The organism is Symbiopectobacterium purcellii, assembly GCF_019797845.1.
Lineage (GTDB): Bacteria > Pseudomonadota > Gammaproteobacteria > Enterobacterales > Enterobacteriaceae > Symbiopectobacterium > Symbiopectobacterium purcellii.
On record NZ_CP081864.1, the window covers coordinates 4,190,814 to 4,208,494 of the forward strand.

General features: G+C 50.2%; 17 protein-coding genes, 1 tRNA gene and 1 pseudogene. 11 read left to right on the forward strand and 8 right to left on the reverse strand.

Annotated elements, in window-relative coordinates:
- The first annotated feature begins 34 nt into the window (after positions 1–34).
- Both mltC and ansP read left to right on the forward strand, forming a co-directional pair.
- Positions 35–1,108, forward strand: coding sequence for a membrane-bound lytic murein transglycosylase MltC (gene mltC / locus K6K13_RS19415; protein ID WP_222158446.1), 1,074 nt, complete (start codon positions 35–37; stop codon positions 1,106–1,108).
- A gap of 297 nt (positions 1,109–1,405) precedes the next feature.
- Positions 1,406–2,872 carry an L-asparagine permease gene (ansP, locus tag K6K13_RS19420; protein WP_222161183.1) on the forward strand — a complete coding sequence of 489 codons (1,467 nt, stop codon included), beginning with the start codon at positions 1,406–1,408 and terminating at the stop codon, positions 2,870–2,872.
- Between the two features lie 42 nt (positions 2,873–2,914).
- Here ansP and K6K13_RS19425 read toward each other — a convergent pair whose 3' ends face one another.
- Positions 2,915–5,068 carry an ornithine decarboxylase gene (locus K6K13_RS19425; protein ID WP_222158447.1) on the reverse strand — a complete coding sequence of 718 codons (2,154 nt, stop codon included), beginning with the start codon at positions 5,066–5,068 and terminating at the stop codon, positions 2,915–2,917.
- A gap of 639 nt (positions 5,069–5,707) precedes the next feature.
- Between K6K13_RS19425 and K6K13_RS19430 the strand changes: the two genes are divergently transcribed.
- Positions 5,708–5,783 (forward strand) — tRNA-Phe (locus tag K6K13_RS19430).
- A gap of 171 nt (positions 5,784–5,954) precedes the next feature.
- Positions 5,955–6,344: pseudogene (locus K6K13_RS19435) on the forward strand (tyrosine-type recombinase/integrase); the annotation flags it as partial.
- 148 nt (positions 6,345–6,492) lie between these two features.
- Here K6K13_RS19435 and K6K13_RS19440 read toward each other — a convergent pair.
- A complete protein-coding gene (locus K6K13_RS19440; RefSeq protein WP_222158449.1) occupies positions 6,493–6,834 on the reverse strand; it encodes a MerR family transcriptional regulator in 342 nt (113 codons plus the stop codon).
- Between the two features lie 72 nt (positions 6,835–6,906).
- On the opposite strand from K6K13_RS19440, the gene K6K13_RS19445 reads away from it, so the two are divergent.
- Positions 6,907–7,284 carry an EthD domain-containing protein gene (locus K6K13_RS19445; RefSeq protein WP_222158450.1) on the forward strand — a complete coding sequence of 126 codons (378 nt, stop codon included), beginning with the start codon at positions 6,907–6,909 and terminating at the stop codon, positions 7,282–7,284.
- A 187-nt stretch (positions 7,285–7,471) separates the two neighbouring features.
- Entirely contained in the window at positions 7,472–8,080 is a 609-nt protein-coding gene (locus K6K13_RS19450; RefSeq protein WP_222158451.1) for an ATP-dependent Clp protease proteolytic subunit, read from the forward strand.
- Between the two features lie 62 nt (positions 8,081–8,142).
- On the opposite strand, the gene K6K13_RS19455 is transcribed toward K6K13_RS19450, so the two are convergent.
- Complete coding sequence (locus K6K13_RS19455; protein ID WP_222158452.1) at positions 8,143–8,514, reverse strand: hypothetical protein; 372 nt, start codon at positions 8,512–8,514, stop codon at positions 8,143–8,145.
- 248 nt (positions 8,515–8,762) lie between these two features.
- Here K6K13_RS19455 and K6K13_RS19460 point away from each other — a divergent pair, with 248 nt between their 5' ends.
- Complete coding sequence (locus K6K13_RS19460; protein ID WP_222158453.1) at positions 8,763–9,056, forward strand: hypothetical protein; 294 nt, start codon at positions 8,763–8,765, stop codon at positions 9,054–9,056.
- A gap of 29 nt (positions 9,057–9,085) precedes the next feature.
- On the opposite strand, the gene K6K13_RS19465 is transcribed toward K6K13_RS19460, so the two are convergent.
- On the reverse strand, positions 9,086–10,024 hold the full coding sequence (locus tag K6K13_RS19465; RefSeq protein WP_434064585.1) for a cation diffusion facilitator family transporter: 939 nt from the start codon (positions 10,022–10,024) through the stop codon (positions 9,086–9,088).
- Between the two features lie 592 nt (positions 10,025–10,616).
- On the opposite strand from K6K13_RS19465, the gene murP reads away from it, so the two are divergent.
- From murP to K6K13_RS19480, 4 genes are all read left to right on the forward strand, one after another.
- Complete coding sequence (gene murP / locus K6K13_RS19470) at positions 10,617–12,068, forward strand: PTS N-acetylmuramic acid transporter subunit IIBC (RefSeq protein ID WP_222158454.1); 1,452 nt, start codon at positions 10,617–10,619, stop codon at positions 12,066–12,068.
- A gap of 671 nt (positions 12,069–12,739) precedes the next feature.
- Complete coding sequence (locus tag K6K13_RS19475) at positions 12,740–14,053, forward strand: methyl-accepting chemotaxis protein (protein WP_286206771.1); 1,314 nt, start codon at positions 12,740–12,742, stop codon at positions 14,051–14,053.
- 3 nt (positions 14,054–14,056) lie between these two features.
- Positions 14,057–14,404 (forward strand): methyl-accepting chemotaxis protein, encoded by a 348-nt coding sequence (locus K6K13_RS23470; RefSeq protein ID WP_286206772.1) that lies wholly within the window; start codon positions 14,057–14,059, stop codon positions 14,402–14,404.
- Between the two features lie 85 nt (positions 14,405–14,489).
- Positions 14,490–14,822 carry a hypothetical protein gene (locus K6K13_RS19480; protein ID WP_222158455.1) on the forward strand — a complete coding sequence of 111 codons (333 nt, stop codon included), beginning with the start codon at positions 14,490–14,492 and terminating at the stop codon, positions 14,820–14,822.
- Between the two features lie 100 nt (positions 14,823–14,922).
- On the opposite strand, the gene K6K13_RS19485 is transcribed toward K6K13_RS19480, so the two are convergent.
- From K6K13_RS19485 to sctR, 4 genes are read right to left on the reverse strand one after another with little or no spacing between them, the layout of a single operon-like run.
- Entirely contained in the window at positions 14,923–15,996 is a 1,074-nt protein-coding gene (locus K6K13_RS19485) for an EscU/YscU/HrcU family type III secretion system export apparatus switch protein (protein WP_222158456.1), read from the reverse strand.
- Positions 15,989–16,762 (reverse strand): EscT/YscT/HrcT family type III secretion system export apparatus protein, encoded by a 774-nt coding sequence (locus tag K6K13_RS19490; RefSeq protein WP_222158457.1) that lies wholly within the window; start codon positions 16,760–16,762, stop codon positions 15,989–15,991. Before K6K13_RS19490 ends, K6K13_RS19485 begins: the two co-directional genes overlap by 8 nt.
- On the reverse strand, positions 16,759–17,025 hold the full coding sequence (locus K6K13_RS19495) for an EscS/YscS/HrcS family type III secretion system export apparatus protein (RefSeq protein ID WP_222158458.1): 267 nt from the start codon (positions 17,023–17,025) through the stop codon (positions 16,759–16,761). Before K6K13_RS19495 ends, K6K13_RS19490 begins: the two co-directional genes overlap by 4 nt.
- Positions 17,022–17,669: a type III secretion system export apparatus subunit SctR gene (gene sctR, locus K6K13_RS19500; protein WP_222158459.1), complete on the reverse strand. Its 648-nt coding sequence runs from the start codon at positions 17,667–17,669 to the stop codon at positions 17,022–17,024. The genes K6K13_RS19495 and sctR overlap by 4 nt, the downstream gene beginning before the upstream one ends.
- Positions 17,670–17,681: the final 12 nt, after the last annotated feature.

The following is a 17,681-nucleotide window of genomic DNA, read 5'->3' on the forward strand; positions in this document are numbered from 1 at the left end:
CCGTTAATAACAAGATACTTATAACGAATCATCTATGAAGAAATTGCTAGCGTTGTTGCTCGTTGCGCCCTTGCTGATCTCCTGTTCCGGCAAGCGCGGCGATCTCAATAATGAAGAATTCATCAAGGATACCAACGCCTTTGACATTCTGATGGGGCAGCTCGCCCATAACATCGAGAATATCTGGGGCCTGAACGAAGTGCTGATTGCCGGCCCGAAAGACTACGTCAAGTATACCGATCAATATCAAACCCGTAGTCACATCAACTTTGATGCCGGTACGATTACTATCGAGACCATTTCAGCGACCAATTACGCCCCGAGTTTACGCCAGGCCATCATCACCACACTGTTAATGGGCGACGACGCCAGCAATACAGACCTTTACTCTGACGCCAATGACATTCAAATCAGCCGTGAACCGATGCTTTACGGGCAGGTATTAGATAACACCGGACAACCCATTCGTTGGGAAGGACGCGCCGCCAGCTTTGCCGATTATCTGTTGCAAAACCGCTTGCAGAAACGGACCTCCGGGCTGCATGTGATCTGGTCCGTCACCTTCCAACTGGTGCCAAACCATCTGGACAAACGAGCGCATAAATACCTGCCGCTGATTCGCCAGGCTTCCGAGCGCTATGGCATTGAAGAATCGCTGATTCTGGCAATCATGCAAACCGAATCCAGCTTTAACCCTTACGCGGTGAGCCGTTCTGACGCATTAGGGCTGATGCAGGTGGTGCAGCACAGCGCCGGACGTGATGTGTTTAAGAGCAAGGGAAAATGGGGGCAACCGAGCCGCAGCTATCTGTTCGATCCCGAGAACAACATCGATACCGGCGTGGCCTATCTGGCGATTCTGAAAAACACCTATCTGGGGGGTATCGAGAACCCCACCTCGCGTCGCTATGCGGTTATTACCGCGTATAACGGTGGTGCGGGCAGCGTACTGCGTGTGTTCTCCAGCGACAAGGACAGGGCCGTTAGCCTGATCAACCAGATGTCGCCGGGCGAAGTCTACGATACATTGACCACCAAGCACCCGTCATCCGAATCACGGCGCTATCTCTACAAAGTCAATTCGACGCAGAAAAACTATCGCCGTTAATCAATGTCCCCTTTTGGCGTAAGTATGCGCCAGAAGGGGATTTTTTCAGATAACGCCTTTCAGCCTTTTGTCCGGTTCCACACGCTCTTTCCGCATGCCATGCTTTCACGCGTTTGTCCGCCGCTGACGTTTTTTTGCCAGCACAGACGAGAAAGGGTAGCATCGCTGCCCGAAACAAACATAACAAAGGGTTATGACTGCGGAGCGAGGAGAAGCACCACACCGCGCACCTGCATGACCGCAACGTCAAACCAAACGCCATCGGGCATGAAAGACCAGCAGGAACACAAACTGAGCATGACACACCACAACACAACAGATGTGACGCATCAGACCAGCAAAAAAAACTGGCTCGACTCCCACGAAAAGGGTTACCAAAAAAGCATTAGTAAACGCCACGTGCAGATGATCGCCATTGGCGGCTCTATCGGTACCGGACTGTTTTTAGGCGCAGGAGCTCGCCTGCAACTGGCAGGTCCTTCATTGGCGCTGGTGTACCTGACCTGCGGTATCTTCTCTTTCTTTATCTTGCGAGCACTCGGCGAATTGATCGTTCATCGCCCTTCCAGCGGCAGTTTTGTCTCTTATGCGCGAGAATTTCTCGGCGAAAAAGGCTCGTACCTCGCAGGCTGGATGTATTTCCTTAACTGGGCAATGACCGGCATTGTGGATATCACGGCGGTTGCGCTCTATATGCACTACTGGGGAACGTTTGCCGATGTGCCGCAGTGGGTACTGGCTTTAGGTGCGCTATCCATTGTTACCACCATGAACCTGATTGGTGTGAAATGGTTCGCCGAGATGGAATTCTGGTTTGCCTTGATCAAGGTAGCCGCCATTTCAGTGTTCCTGATTGTCGGTACGGTGTTTCTGGCAAGCGGTCACCCTGTTGCGGGTAACCCAACCGGTTTTCATCTCATCAGTGATAACGGCGGCCTGTTCCCCCACGGATTATTGCCCGCATTGGTGTTGGTTCAGGGCGTGATCTTCGCCTTCGCCGGCATCGAGATCATCGGCACTGCTGCCGGTGAAGCCAAAGACGCCCGGCGCATTCTGCCTAAAGCCGTCAACAGCGTTATCTGGCGTATCGCTCTGTTTTACGTGGGATCTATCGTGCTTTTGGTGTGTCTGTTACCGTGGAATGCCTATCAGGCCGGGCAAAGCCCGTTTGTCACCTTCTTTAGCAAGCTGGGCGTGCCCTACATGGGCGATGTGATGAACGTGGTCGTACTCACGGCAGCGTTATCCAGCCTGAACTCTGGCCTCTACTCGACCGGACGCATTTTGCGCTCACTGTCTCAGGGTGGCTCAGCGCCGCATTTTCTGTCGAAAATGAGTGCACAGTCTGTTCCCTATACTGGCATCATGGTGACAGTGGCAATCCATATCGTTGGAGTATTCCTGAACTATATTGTGCCGTCGCAGGTGTTTGAGATTGTGCTGAACATGGCTTCTGTCGGCATTATCTGTTCCTGGGCATTCATTATTCTGTGCCAAATGAAGCTGCGCCAGGCCATCAAACAGGGGAAAGCCGAGCCCGTTTCATTCAAGATGCCCGGTGCGCCGTTTACCTCCTGGCTGACACTGCTGTTCTTGCTGGGCGTGGTGGTGCTGATGGCATTTGACTACCCGAACGGCACCTGGACCATTGCTTCCACTCCGGTGTTGGCTCTCTTACTGGTTGTGGGTTGGTACGGACTGAAAAAGCATCGCGCTGCGGCTAATGGCGAAATCGAGGCAACGCCCACCTCTGCCACCGAATAAAAAAACGGCGCGAGGGGTTATGCCTCGCGCCGTTAATACCGCTTATTCCTGAATCACATGTGCACACAAGCGCTTACTGCCATCCGCTTGCTCAACGCTGTAAACGCCTTGCAACTCCGGTGAGAAGCCCGGCATACGGTTAATGCCTTCCTCTAACGCCAGGAAGTAACGCAGCACCGCCCCGCCCCAAATTTCTCCCGGCACCACACACAGCACCCCAGGCGGATAAGGAAGCGCCCCCTCTGCCGCGACACGGCCTTCAGCTTCAGCCAGTGGGATCAAATCGACGTCTCCGCGCACAAAGGCTGTGTTTGCCGCCTGCGGCAGCATCACGGCACGCGGTAACGTCGCTTTGCGGAACATGGCTTTCTGCAAATACTGCACGTTGTGGCTAACATAGAAATCATGCATTTCCTGACATAATTGGCGCAGCGTGTAGCCTGAGTAGCGCTGTTCATACTTGTGATAGAGATTCGGTAGCACTTCGCTTAACGGCGCATCGCGCGCAATCAGCGCTTCAAAGCGCACCAGCGCCTCCACCAGATGCGCCAGCTTGGCGCTATCTTCCGCTGGCGTCAGCAGAAACAGGATCGAGTTAAGATCGCTTTTCTCTGGGATGATGCCATGTTCACGCAGGTAGTTGGCCAAAATGGTGGCAGGAATGCCGAAATCGGTATATTCACCGCTGCTGGCATCAATACCGGGCGTAGTCAGCAACAGTTTGCACGGATCGATAACGTACTGGCCTTGCGCATATCCCTCAAACGCATGCCAGGCTGCTCCCGGCTCGAAATTGAAGAAGCGCACATCCTGGGCAATGTCGTCCGTGGCGTGATCCTGCCACGGCACGCCGTCGATCAGATCCGGAACAAAAGGTTTGATCAACGAACAGCGGGCCAGCAGTTGCTTACGGGTATCGATACCTTGCTTGACGCATTCGAGCCACAGTCGGCGACCACTGCTGCCTTCGTGCATTTTTGCATTAACATCGAGCGCCGCAAACAGCGGATAAAACGGGCTGGTCGAGGCATGCAGCATAAAGGCGTGGTTAAAGCGCTTGTGGTTACAAAACCGCTTCTGCCCTTTAATGTGCGTGTCCTTTTTATGGATCTGCGAGGTTTGTGAAAAACCCGCCTGCTGCTTGTGAACCGATTGGGTAACAAAGATGCCCGGATCGTTCTCATTCAGCTCCAGCAACAGCGGCGAGCACTGCTCCATCATCGGGATAAACTGCTCGTAGCCCACCCAGGCAGAGTCAAACAGGATGTAATCACAGAGATGGCCAATGCTATCCACCACCTGACGCGCGTTGTAAATGGTGCCATCGTAAGTGCCGAGCTGGATCACCGCAAGACGGAACGGACGCGGCGCATCCGCGCGATGCGGCGCCTCTTCCCGAATCAAGCCACGCAGGTAAGCTTCATCAAAGCAGTGCGCATCCACCCCACCAATAAAGCCAAACGGATTGCGTGCCGTCTCGAGGTAAATAGGCGTCGCACCCGCCTGAATCAGCGCACCGTGGTGGTTGGATTTATGGTTATTACGATCGAACAGCACCAGATCGCCCGGCGTCAGCAACGCGTTGGTCACGACCTTATTGGCTGACGAGGTGCCGTTGAGTACGAAGTAGGTTTTGTCGGCATTAAATACTTTGGCCGCAAACTTTTGCGCTTTTTTCGCCGCCCCTTCATGAATCAGCAAATCGCCCAGTTTCACATCAGCATTGCAGATATCGGAACGGAAGAGCGTTTCGCCATAGAACTCAAAGAATTGACGCCCGGTGGGATGCTTGCGAAAAAATTGGCCACCTTGATGTCCTGGGCAAGCGAAGGTGGAATTACGCATGCCGACATATTTGGACAGCGTATCGAAAAACGGCGGCAATAAACCGGCCTGATAATCCGCTGCGGCTTTCTCCAGTAGCGGTGCGTGCTCGCCCGCACCGTCAACGCGCAGCCAACTGCTGCCCGATGGCAACATGTCCTCAGCTGAATACCAAGGCTCGTTCACCACGAACGCCGGAATGCCGAAACCGGTATGCTGCAACAGCGACAACACCCCACATCGCGCCTCTTCAAGAGAAACAACGACCGCGGCCACATCAGTAAAGTCAGTTTGACTCAGAGAGACAATTTCTCGCTGGGTATGAAGACGGCCCGCAACCGTCGCGTTCGCTGCAATTTTTAACTGTTTCATGTAACCAAACCCAAACACTTAAGGATGAGTAGTGGCGCAAAGGCACCGTGTAAAGCGTCATCACTGTCAGGCCTAGATGGCATATCCGCAGATTAAAACAGATATACATTAATCTTATGAAAAGACCAGACGGTGCGACTGACAAATACCGCTTTTTGCCTATACGGCTTAACACGTAAGGAGAAACTGGATCCAGCCCCGTCCGATAGACATCAGTAAAATCAGAGCGATGCGCTGTTCTTACTCATGCCTAACAGTGAGCATCTGAACGCCTCACCGCATGGTGAAGGAGGATAATCGAGATAATGCAGACAAGCGGAAACCGAACCCACTAGCAGGCATCATAGACAGCCCGGCGCGTACAACCTGCACCTTGCGCAATGAATCTGACATAGTGACGCCCTCTTTAACCGCTCGTGAATGGGGAGTAAAAAACGGCGTCATAGTGGCACGGTTTTTCAGCAAACACAATACACCTTGGGGCTAATAAGAAAACGTTTGCCTGGCGGGTTCCCAAACCCAGAAAAAGCACTTTTGCTGCAAAAATGCACGTTGCTGCTCGAATTCACAGCATTCGTACGGGAATGTGATATAAACTCATTGACGGCACTGACCCAATACGGTTTAATGCGCCCCGTTGCCCGGATAGCTCAGTCGGTAGAGCAGGGGATTGAAAATCCCCGTGTCCTTGGTTCGATTCCGAGTCCGGGCACCATTTCTCCTTTTTTATGCCTCCCTATACGTTCCTATAAATCCCTATGTGTTTGTAATGTAACCAGAGTGGCATAAAAATCTTTCCTGATACGTTCTTAGTTATCCCTGGGTATCCGGAAAAAAGTGGGTCAAATTACGGGTCATTCAGTTCGATGAACGAAGTGACTTGCCCATGTTAACGGATAGCAAGACTCGCTCAGCTAAAAACCTCGAAAAACCATACAAGCTCACCGATGCGTTAGGGCTTTATCTAACGATATCTACTCACGGTGCTAAGCGGTGGTATTTCCGCTATACCTTCGAGCGTAAAGAGAACCGCCTCGCCCTTGGCGCTTACCCGTTGATTTCATTGGCAGCAGCCCGTGAAAAGCGCGATGCGGCGCGTAAGTTGCTGGCATCCAGCGTCTGCCCTTCACTGTCTCGCAAGGCAGAAAAATCCGCAGTGGATGAATCAAGAACGTTTCGCTATATCGCCACTGGCTGGCACACCAGCAGTCTTAAGCTTTGGTCAGATGCGCACGCTTCTAAAATCCTCACCTGCCTGAGACGCTACATTTTCCCCGCTAAAGCGCATCATGAGTCTGAAAAAGTGAATAGATCTGTTTGCCGGAATACTTACCATAATGGCAGCCACCAACGAAATCATGCCCTCCACCGCTAAAGAGACCAATCCCAGCACGTGATTTTGCCGGTGCTGGTAAAAGATGTCGCTATTGATGGGGGACAGCAAGCAACCCCTTCAACAACTCCCGGCTCTGCCCCAAAGCGTCAACCTGACGGTCGATTAGGGCTAGCTGTTCCCGTATTTTCATTTTCAACGCATCACAGGGCCTAGCCCCCGCACGCACGCAGTTCAGTACGCTGGCAATCACCGGCAGCGTGAAACCCGCTCGCTTCAACATCAGGATACGCCTTACCACGTCAGCATCATGCACAGCGAAGTCTCGGTAGCCGGTTTCCGTACGCGTTGGATGCAGCAGCCCCGCATTTTCATAGTAGCGTAGCATGCGGATGCTCACGCCAGTCAGTTCAGCCAGTTTCCCAATTTGCATCACGCCCCCCTTGACTCTGACATTACTGTCAGAGTGTAAGATTTGACGCTCCAGAATAAAAGGAGCCATAACATGCTAAAACTCATCATGTGTGTAAAAAGACACCCTCGCTTAACGCGGGAAGAATTTGATCATTACTGGCGAAATAATCATGCCTCGCTGGTTAGCAAACATGCGGCGCTTCTCGGCATTCGCCGATACATTCAAACCATTCCTTTCACAGATACGGCGGCGCAGTGCGCACTTCAGCGCACCAGGAACGCAGAGCCTGTCGACTTTGATGGCTGCGCCGAGCTATGGTGGGACGATATGGAATCACATCTTGCAGCTCGAAAAACAGAGAACGGCTTACGCGCGCTTCAGGAGCTTATTGAGGATGAGCGTAAATTCGTGGATTTAGCGCATTCACAACTCTGGTATGGCGAAGAACGATGGGTGATTGCCGAATAAAACCCAAAAACGGATGACGGGTCATTCTCAGTAATAAACAGGGTGCCCTCTAGGGTTCAAAATAGGTTGATGTCCTGAATCACCACAGGCCAACGGGCACTTCATCAATGAAGATAACCCGTTGTTATTTCCGCTCAGCCTTTCGTGGACTATGCTTAGCGCTATTATCAGAAAAGGAAAGCACAGCATGCAATTTATCACGAGTAAAGAACAGGACGATAAGAAAGAGGCGGAATCCGCCAATACCAGCTCCCTCATGCAGCAAAAGCTGCTGGATGCGCGCTCGATCATTATCTCCGGTGAAGTGAATCAGGCGCTGACCGAGAAGGTCGTTACCCAGCTTCTGCTGCTGCAAAGCATCAGCGATGCGCCGATAAAAATCTATATTAACAGTCAAGGGGGGCACGTTGAGGCGGCAGACACCATCCATGACATGATTAAGTTTATCAAACCGGAAGTCCATATTATTGGCACCGGTTGGGTTGCCAGCGCCGGCACCACCATTTTCCTTGCCGCTAAAAAAGAGCACCGTTACGCGCTGCCGAATACTCGTTTTATGATCCATCAGCCATTGGGTGGCGTGCGCGGTCAGGCTAGCGATATTGAAATCGAAGCCAAAGAAATAATCAGGATGCTCGATCGCGTCAATCATCTGATTGCCGATGCCACCGGTCAGCCTGTCGAGAAAGTGAAACAGGATACCGACCGCAATTACTGGATGAACACCCAGGAAGCGATTGATTACGGCATTATTTCCCGCGTAGTGCAGACCTACAGCGAGCTAAATCTGGATTAAACCTCTGCTGCTGGAGGATTCAGTCGCGATCGTCGACCAACACTGAATCCCCAGAAGCCGGATTAACGACAGGAGGCGACGCTAGAAAATGTTGCTTTAATTTCAGACAACGGCGGCATGTTAGGGTTTGCCTCTTTATAAACACCGCTATCAAACCAATCATCTACTGCGCCAAGCGCGATGGGTTTATCCGCCCACCAGGGCTTAAAGACGCCACTTAGCAGTTTCATTGAGATGCTCTCTGGCGTGATGGCCGTGACCTGCCAGCAACCATCACCCTCACCTTCCGCCGCGCCCGGCAAAAAGCGGTTGGATTTTTCATCCCAACGGTGAGTTTGGCGGACAAAATCACCAACTTGCCAGTCGGTTGCCGCCTGAGCGGGAAATTGGCAAAACAGCAAAATAGCGCCCGTTAGAACCCCTGCTTTACACATCTGGTTATCCTTCTCCACAATGAAAATGCCATCACATTATCGAGCACCCTACTGGTGCTTTCACACTTGCCTAACCCAACATCTGGCTAGCGCACAGGTAATGTTAAAATCCTACGGCTATATAATTGGAATAGTCTCTGAATAGCTATGACCACATAAAATAGAAACACAGCGCGCCTTCTCATAGATACAGTTTTCCATAAGCATGCCGATAACAGGGATAGCGGTGTCTACTTTGAGGTGCAGTTATGAAAAATATCTCATTATTATCATTGATTACAGGGATTTTAGCCGCGCTTTCGTTACCAGTGAATGCCGCTGGGAAACCCGAAACAAAACCCGCCGATGTGACAACCGTGGTATCCTTTCCTGCCGTAGCGATAAAAGGCCCTTCTCGTGACGTTATACGCGCCGAGCACACCCACAAAGTGGATAAACAACTGAATATAGAAACTGGCCTGCGCTTTATTCCAGGACAAGGTGCTGTCCGACAGAAGATAACCAATGCCACCACGACGCAAAATTTCTACTGGCGACAATGATTGCCGCTCATTCAAACCGTTTACCCAGACTACAACCATTTAGGGTCTTGGGTGAAGGAGATGGTCAACCAACGATGGGGGCCATCTTCGCCGATAGAGAGAGCGATCTCATCGCGAATTTTATCAAATTTTTGCACACCGCTATCTGCCATACTCTCGGGAACGACAATATGGATTTCAACAAATAAACCACGTCCGATACGCGTCGCATAGTTTGAATAATCCAGAAAACCATATTCCAGCGTCAACTGTGCCATGATAGATTCGATTTTACAGTCGAGACTGTCCGGCGTCATTTGTAGAATTTCCCGAACAGCGGACAGAACCGTTTTCACCGGAACGGGGATTAACAGTAATGTCAAAACCGCCAGTGCAAAAGGATCGGTATAAACATTGAGGTATTCGTAGCGAGTGCCTTCCATCAGCCAGGAAAGTATAAAAGCAAATAATAAGGCGCTGCTGATACAGGCCGACATTAGCCAGCTTTTCGTATCCAGCGCAATCAGCTCAGATTTGATTTTCTTGTTAAGCCGACGCTGTATAAAGTAGAGCGAAAAACAAAAGATGCTGATAGTAATCGCATAAGCGATAGCCCAGCCAAGTTCTAATTCGCGCCCTCCATCGATAATCCCTTTAATGGCGTTAACAAACGCATACAAACACAGAATAACCAGCAGGCAACCATTAAATGCCAGTACCATCGGTTCAACATGCCAAAATCCGAACTGGAAGCGGCGGCTATGGGGTTGCCCCAGCAGACGAGAGACTAATAAAGAGAGCGAGCACATTCCGGCATCCAGAATGGAAAACATACCATCGAAAATAATCGATATTGATCCGCAAACCAGACCAACGACAATCCCCGCACTTGCAATAAAAAAGGTACACAAAATCGAACGCTTAAGGACTTTTTGCTCTATCTCTGTGCTGTGTAACGCATGATTGTCAGGGGGCGTTGCCGTTATCATTGTCATAGTCTTATCCACAAGTGAGCGTGGTGATGAAAAACCAGAACGCAACTTACCTGCAAGTATATACCCTAAATAATCCGAGTTGCAGGAAGGCGGCAAGCGAATGACAAATCTGTCTGGAACAGATTTGAACAGCGCCTGCGCTGGCCTGTAGGGTGAATCTCAGGGATGAGATTCATTTATCCCGATGAGCTTACTCAAATAAGTGATTCGGGTGACAAATCTGCCGGGAGCAGATTTGAACGCCGCTAGCGGCGGCCTCGTAAGAGGTGAGGCCCAGGGATGGGCCGAATAACGAGCGTAGCCAACGCACCTGCAGCTTGAAGTATGACGGGTATAGAACACGCTATTTTAATGCGACATTTACTGCATCCTTGCCCCTGACATTGCATTATCATTTGCGCGTGAAGGTGGTTAACATGGTATCGACGGTATTAGCATGCAGATATCAAGAGGAGAAGGCGTTAATCGCCATGGCAAAACAGCAGTTGTGATGATCCTGGGGACATGTCGGTGTAAACGCTGATATGGCTCACGTTAAAAACAATGCTTTTATCCGTAAAACATTGCAGGAGATATAACGATAATCATGGCAAAAATAACCGTTTCGATGATCGAAGAGATTTTATATCTCATCGGCGGAAGAGAGAATGTCATTCTCTGCGGTAACTGCATGACCCGGCTGCGCCTTACGTTAAAGGATCGTCAATTAATCGCGCTGGACGCACTGAAAAAAATACCTGGGGTTCTGGGAGTGGTAAACGGTGACGACCAGTTGCAGGTCATTCTTGGCCCCGGAAAGGCGCAAACCGCCAGTGAAATGATGAATGCGCTACTGATTACCCCTTCTCCATCGGCACCCACGGGTGAAGATCCTCCTGATTTACGTCAGGTAGCCAGTCAAAATAAGCAGCAAATCAAAGCCAAGCAGAAAAGCGCGGTACACAACTTTCTGACCAAATTTGCCACGATTTTCACCCCGCTGATTCCGGGTTTTACTGCTGCGGGTTTATTACTCGGGATCGCCACCTTATTACAGCAAACGCTGGTTGTAGAGGGTGTCGCACAGGCTGTCTGGCTAAAGAGTCTGATTGCTTACATGAAAGTGTTTAGCATTGGTCTGTTTACTTTTCTTAGCATCCTGATTGGTTTTAATACCCAGAAGGCATTTGGCGGAACGGGCGTCAATGGCGCAATCATTGCATCCCTGTTTATTCTGCGCTACGTGCCGGAAGGTACGACGGGTTATTACGCAGGGATGTCGCATTTTTTTGGCCTGGCCATCGATCCGCGCGGTAATATTATTGGTGTGTTACTGGCTTGTATGTTGGGGGCCTGGGTCGAAAAGCAGGTGCGCCGCATCATGCCTGACAACCTTGATATGATCCTCACCGCCACCCTGACATTGTTGATTACCGGTGCGGTGACCTTTGTCGTCATCATGCCTATCGGCGGTGAACTGTTTAAAGGCATGTCATGGCTGTTCCTGCACTTAAACGGCAACCCGTTTGGCAGTGCCATTTTGGCTGGCCTATTTCTGATTGCGGTGGTTTTCGGTATCCACCAGGGTTTTGTGCCGGTCTATTTTGCGTTGATGGATGCACAAGGCTTCAACTCGCTGTTTCCCATTCTCGCCATGGCGGGTGCTGGGCAAGTCGGCGCGGCACTGGCCCTTTTTGTTCGTTCCCCGAAAGACTCGCTGTTACGCACCCAAATCAAAGGGGCCATTTTCCCCGGTCTGTTGGGCATTGGCGAACCGCTGATTTATGGCGTCACGCTGCCACGCCTGAAACCTTTTGTGACCGCCTGTTGCGGTGGTGCTATGGGCGGTTTCTTTATTGGTACGATAGCCTGGATGGGATTGCCAATCGGCCTGAATACGGTATTCGGTCCCTCCGGTTTGGTCTCCATCCCGTTGATGACATCTGCACAGGGTATTTTTGTCGGAATGGCCGTTTATATTGCAGGTCTCATCGTTTCTTATATTACCGGTTTTATTTTAACCTGGCTGTTCGCCAGCAAGAATGTTGATTTAACCTGATACATTATCCGCCCCTCTGTTCGCGCAATATGCATTGTTGGGAGAGGGGCGGTGTACTATCATAAAAGTACGGCACATCACAAGACCAGTTATCTCACTGATCTTCACATTATCGGACCTACCGTGCAAACTTGGTGCTACGGCTCTTATTTTTACGCACAAACAGAACAACAAAATAATTAGCACTCTAAATTATTAATTTACCTTAATAGTCCCATAAGCTGAATCGATTCATTTTTATTTTCTTGATAGAAAAAACCGATCGAATAAGAAAAATCAAACGGTTTAATGATCGTTTTTTTCGATCGATCTTGTGTTTATAATAGCGTGAGACTATACAACACTCCGCACTTCGATTTGATATGTGGGTAATATCAACAAATATAGATATCAACATTAAATTAACATAAAGCTCAACTCAGTAAGGTGACAAGCGGTTCAAAACCGTATTCATCTTAGATGAGAAAAACGTTTTTCGGCTTATAGCCAAACAGATTTCTTATGCCAGTGTCTTGGTGCATGCATTGATAATGGGGAATTTGCGAACATCCAGGGAACCTATTGTAATTAAATGAAACATTACCTACTTTGCAAAAGAATCAGTGGGTAATTAGTCAGATAGTCATCGTAGGGAAATGCATTATTAAATAAATACAACAGATGGAATTGGCATGAATTTCTTTAAAAACATGAGCATTGGTAATCGGCTTTTTTTAGGGTTTGGTGTGTTAATCATATTAACGCTCTCATTGTCCTCCCTCAGTTATTTTTTCATAAAGAACATCGAAATTGAACTTGAAGAAATCACTGAAGATCGAATGGTGAAGGTCGATATGTTGCGTGACATTCAAGATATATTGAATACCAACGTCCGCACCCTGCGCGATATAATCTTACTACCAGAAAATAAAAATCAGGAAAAGCAAAGCCTTAAAGAAATTATCGTCAGTACAACCAACTCAGCCAGCAATATCTACAAAAAACTCGATAACGGGATCAATACGGAAAAAGGTCGAGCGCTTTTCAATCAACTTCTCGACATCAGGAAAGAATACAGCCTCTACATTAATAAAGCAGTGAATTATGCCATGGAGGATCAAGATGAATTAGCGACAGCGCTGGTATTTAGTGAAATCGCTAACGTTCAGGGGATTTATTTTAACAAACTCACTGAGTTTACTGAATTACAAGAAGCCTATGTAGATACCGCAAAGCAAATCACCAAGGACTATATCACTAAAGCCCTGTACTGGATGTTGCTGCTGTCGGTGATTTCAACGCTGTTAGGCTGCCTGATTGCCTGGCGCTTAACGCGCAGCGTCACAACGCCGTTAGCCCTTGCGCTTTCTTCTGCAAAGCGTATCAGCGTCGGCGATCTCAGTGGCTCAATAGGGTCGGACAGTCGCGATGAAATCGGCCAACTTTTGGAAGCGATGAAGGAGATGCAGGCCGCCCTGACGCGGATGGTTATCAGCGTCAGAAACAACGCCGAAAGCGTGGCCACCGCCAGCATGCAAATAGCCCAAGGCAACGCCGACCTGTCGTCGCGCACAGAAGAGCAGGCAAGTGCGCTGGAAGAAACCTCATCAATGACACAGTTGGGGATGACGGTGAAAAATAATGCAGATAACGCTCGTCAGGCAAATGTGTTGGCGCAAAATGCGAGTTCGGTAGCGCAGCAAGGCGGCAATGTTGTGGATGATGTGGTGGAGACCATGAAGTCCATCAATGAGAGTTCCCGCAGCATTGCCGATATCATCAATGTTATCGATAGCATCGCTTTTCAAACCAATATATTGGCGCTCAATGCCGCCGTCGAAGCCGCCCGCGCAGGGGAGCAAGGACGCGGATTCGCCGTGGTCGCGGGAGAAGTTCGCAATCTGGCACAGCGAAGTGCAGACGCCGCGAAGGAGATTAAAAGTCTGATAACCGCAAGCGTAGAGCGGGTCGGGCAAGGCTCTTCACTGGTGAATAAGGCAGGGTAAACGATGCAGCAGGTTGTCACGTCCATTCGCCAGTTAACCGACACCGTGGCAGAGATAAGCTCTGCCAGCGCAGAACAATCGACCGGGGTGGAGCAAGTCGGGATTGCCGTCAGCCAAATGGACCAGACCACCCAGCAGAATGCGGCGCTGGTAGAGGAATCTGCGGCCGCGGCGCAAAGTCTCAAAGAGCAAGCCGATCAGCTCGTCAAAGAAGTGTCTGTCTTCAACGTTGCCGGTTATCACACCGCGCCGTCAGCGCTGAGAGTGGCACAGGCTTCAACGCCCGTCGCCATGTTACCAACGGCATCGCGATCAACAGAGAAAAACACGTCCGATTGGACAAGCTTCTGATACACAGCGTACAGCGCGTCCTGGGAGTCCAGATTTCGGGGCGCTACGGTAAACCCCGATACAGCGATAACTATAAGAAAAAGATATGGATAGTCATGGAGAGCGTCAGAAATTATTGGCCGATTACGATACGTTCTTAACGGAGCTTGAGCAGATTACGGCGCTGCTTCAGCAGATGATGCAGAAAAAGTATCACTCGTTGGATGTGTACATCAACAATTGCAATCACTTGAAAATCAGCTATTTGAAGATCAACAAATTGCTGGCTGAAGCGTCATTTTCTGACTATCTCAAGACGCACCATGACGCGTTATACAACAAATACACCAGCCTGCTTATCGGGATAAGGCTGTATGAAAACCTCTTGACCAATTGTGGCCTGCACCAGGGATTTACTACGCACGCTGACAGTCAGTAAGCGCGCGATTCGTATCGATTTTGCAAAGAGCACAACTCCATTATGGTTCTCTTTGCGCTTTGACCGGCACCGTACCTTGGCCCGGTCTTTTTTTTGCCTGTCAGTTACGCTCCTCGCCACCGACATTCTCACGAGAGGCGTAATCGATCTGCAAGACGATGCGCAGCAGCGCGGCAACCGGTTCGAAAAGTGCATCAGGGATACGCTCGCCACATTTCACATCATAAAACAGCGTTCGCGCCAGAGGGACATTCTCTACCATCGGAATGGCCTCACGTTGTGCCAGTTCAACAATGTGTTGCGCCATAGCATCCCGGCCTTTCTCCAACACGCGCGGCACAGGCATCGTCTCGGGATCGTATCCCAGACAAACCACCAAATGGGTGGGGTTACGCACAATCACCGCCGATTGCCTGACGTTTTGTGCCAAACTGCCGCTCTGCACTTCGCGCTGTAGCGCACGACGACGCTGTTTAATATGAGGATCACCTTCCCGATTCTTGTTTTCCTGTTTGATGTCCTCCTTGCTCATGCGCTGCTGCTTCAGCGTATGAAAACGCTGATAGCTATAATCCGCCACTGCCAGTACCAGATAGAAGCCCAGCATACCAAACCACATAAAACGCATGATGGCGGAGAATGTGGGTAACGCACAGTGAGGATCGCAATAAGGTAACGCGCGAAACGTCGACGCGTAGCCATAAAACAGCAGGAGGAAAATCGTGCACAGCAGCAGCACTTTCAAACAGGATTTGAGCAGTTCAACCACGCTGCGCCAGGACACAATCTGTTTAAGATTGTCCACCGGGTTAAGTTTGCTCCCCTTGAAACCCACCGCCTTACTGGCAACCACAAAACCGATTTGAATCAGCACGCTGAAAACGGTGGCAACGCTTACCATCGCCCCCAGGTAAATCAGCATCAGACCGCATTCCTTCACCAATGCACGCACAATGGTGCCCAGCGCATAGGAGAAAGGGGCATTAATAACGCGTACCGATTCCTGAATGAGCAAGGTGATGTTTTGTATCAGCACATCGGAAAAAAAATGGAAAAAGAGAAATAAGGCGAGCAGTTGTGCGCCGGAGGTCAGCTCAACGCTTTTGATCACCTGCCCCTCTTTTTCACCATCCTGCCGCCTTTTGCGGGTAGGCTGCTCCGTTTTCTCACTCATGTTGAGCAAACCACTCGCCAACATGCTGGTAGAGGCGTTCACTCTCCACCAGATAGTGGTGCAATGCATAGGGCAGTGACACGATCAGCAACAACAAGACCAACAGACTTTTGATGGGCATAGCCAGAAAGAACACGTTCAACTGCTGCGCCGAACGATTCAATAACCCCAGTGCCATATCCGCCAATACCATCACCAATACGGCTGGCAAGGAGAAGCTCAAACACAGGTGATAGAGCGTCTGCCACTCCACCTTGATAAAATCCAACAGTTGCTGATTAAACACCAGCGTGTTGCCTGGCGGTAGGTAATGATAAGAGTCATACAGCACGCTCAAGTGCAGGTTTATCCCTCCGCTAATAAAAAACAGCGCACAGAGAAACTGGCTGAACAACAAACCAAAAAGCGACGATTGGACGGACATCGCAGGATTGAACACCGCGCTCATGGTCGCACCACGCAGTGTATCGATAATAAATCCCGCCATATCCACGGCCCAAAAAGGAATTGCGCCGCAGAACCCCAAGATCAGCCCGATGAGCAGCTCACCGGGAATATAGCTCAACCATGTCCACCCCTCCCCGATGTCCTGGGGTACAGGCACCACGGCCAACATCGGCAATGCAATCGCCATCAACACCGCGTTTCTGACTAACGGCGACCCCAGATTCCCTGCCTGCAACAGCGGAAACAGCAGGGTCATCCCCAGTGGGCGCATCATCAGGAAAGCCAGATGCGCGATCTCTTCGTTAAGCACCAGATTCATGCATGCGCACTTATTTGCAATAGCACCTGGCGTGTATATCCCAGCAGGATGCCGCCAAGCCAGTGATAAGTCGCCATCAGCATCAGCGCCACGGCCAGCAGTTTGATCATAAATTGCAGGGTCTGATCCTGTATCTGCGTCAGCGCTTGTAACAGGCTAACCAGTACGCCGACCACACACGCAACAACAATGATCGGCAATGAGGTCAGTAAGACGATCCACAACAGTTGGGTCATCAGGTGCGTCAGAGTGGCTTCATTCATACGAAACTCTGTACTAACTGGGAAAGGATCAGGTCCCAACCGCCGGCCAAGAGAAAAATTAACAGTTTGAACGGTAAGGCGATGGTCATGGGTGAGACCATCATCATCCCCATCGCCAGCAGGATATTGGACACCAGCAGGTCAATCGCAAGAAACGGCAAATATATCAATAAGCCGATACGAAACGCCTGAGTCAATTGGCTGACCGTGAACGCTGGCAGCAAAATGAGTAAGGAGTCATCCTTCACTGTGCGACGCACCTCTTCCGGCCAGGTTTTCGCAATCAGGTTCTGAAAATAGTGCACTTGCTTATCTTCAGTGTTTTTTATCAGAAAGTGGCGGTAGGGCGTCAGTGCCTGGCTATCCCAACCGCTCATCCAGGCGGGTTCGCCCTCAACGGCAACCGGATGCCATTGCGCCTTTACCGCCAGTAGCGTCGGGGCCATGATAAACAGCGATAGCACCAACGCAAGGCCATACAGCGCCATATTTGGTGGCACCTGCTGGATCCCCAGGGCATTGCGCAAGATGGAAAAGACTACCGCCAGTTTGAGAAATGAGGTTCCCATTACGATAATCAGCGGCAACAGCGAAAGCACAAACAGCAGCGCAATTAACTGCCAGGGAGAGTCAGGTAGTGACATGTGAATTCCACG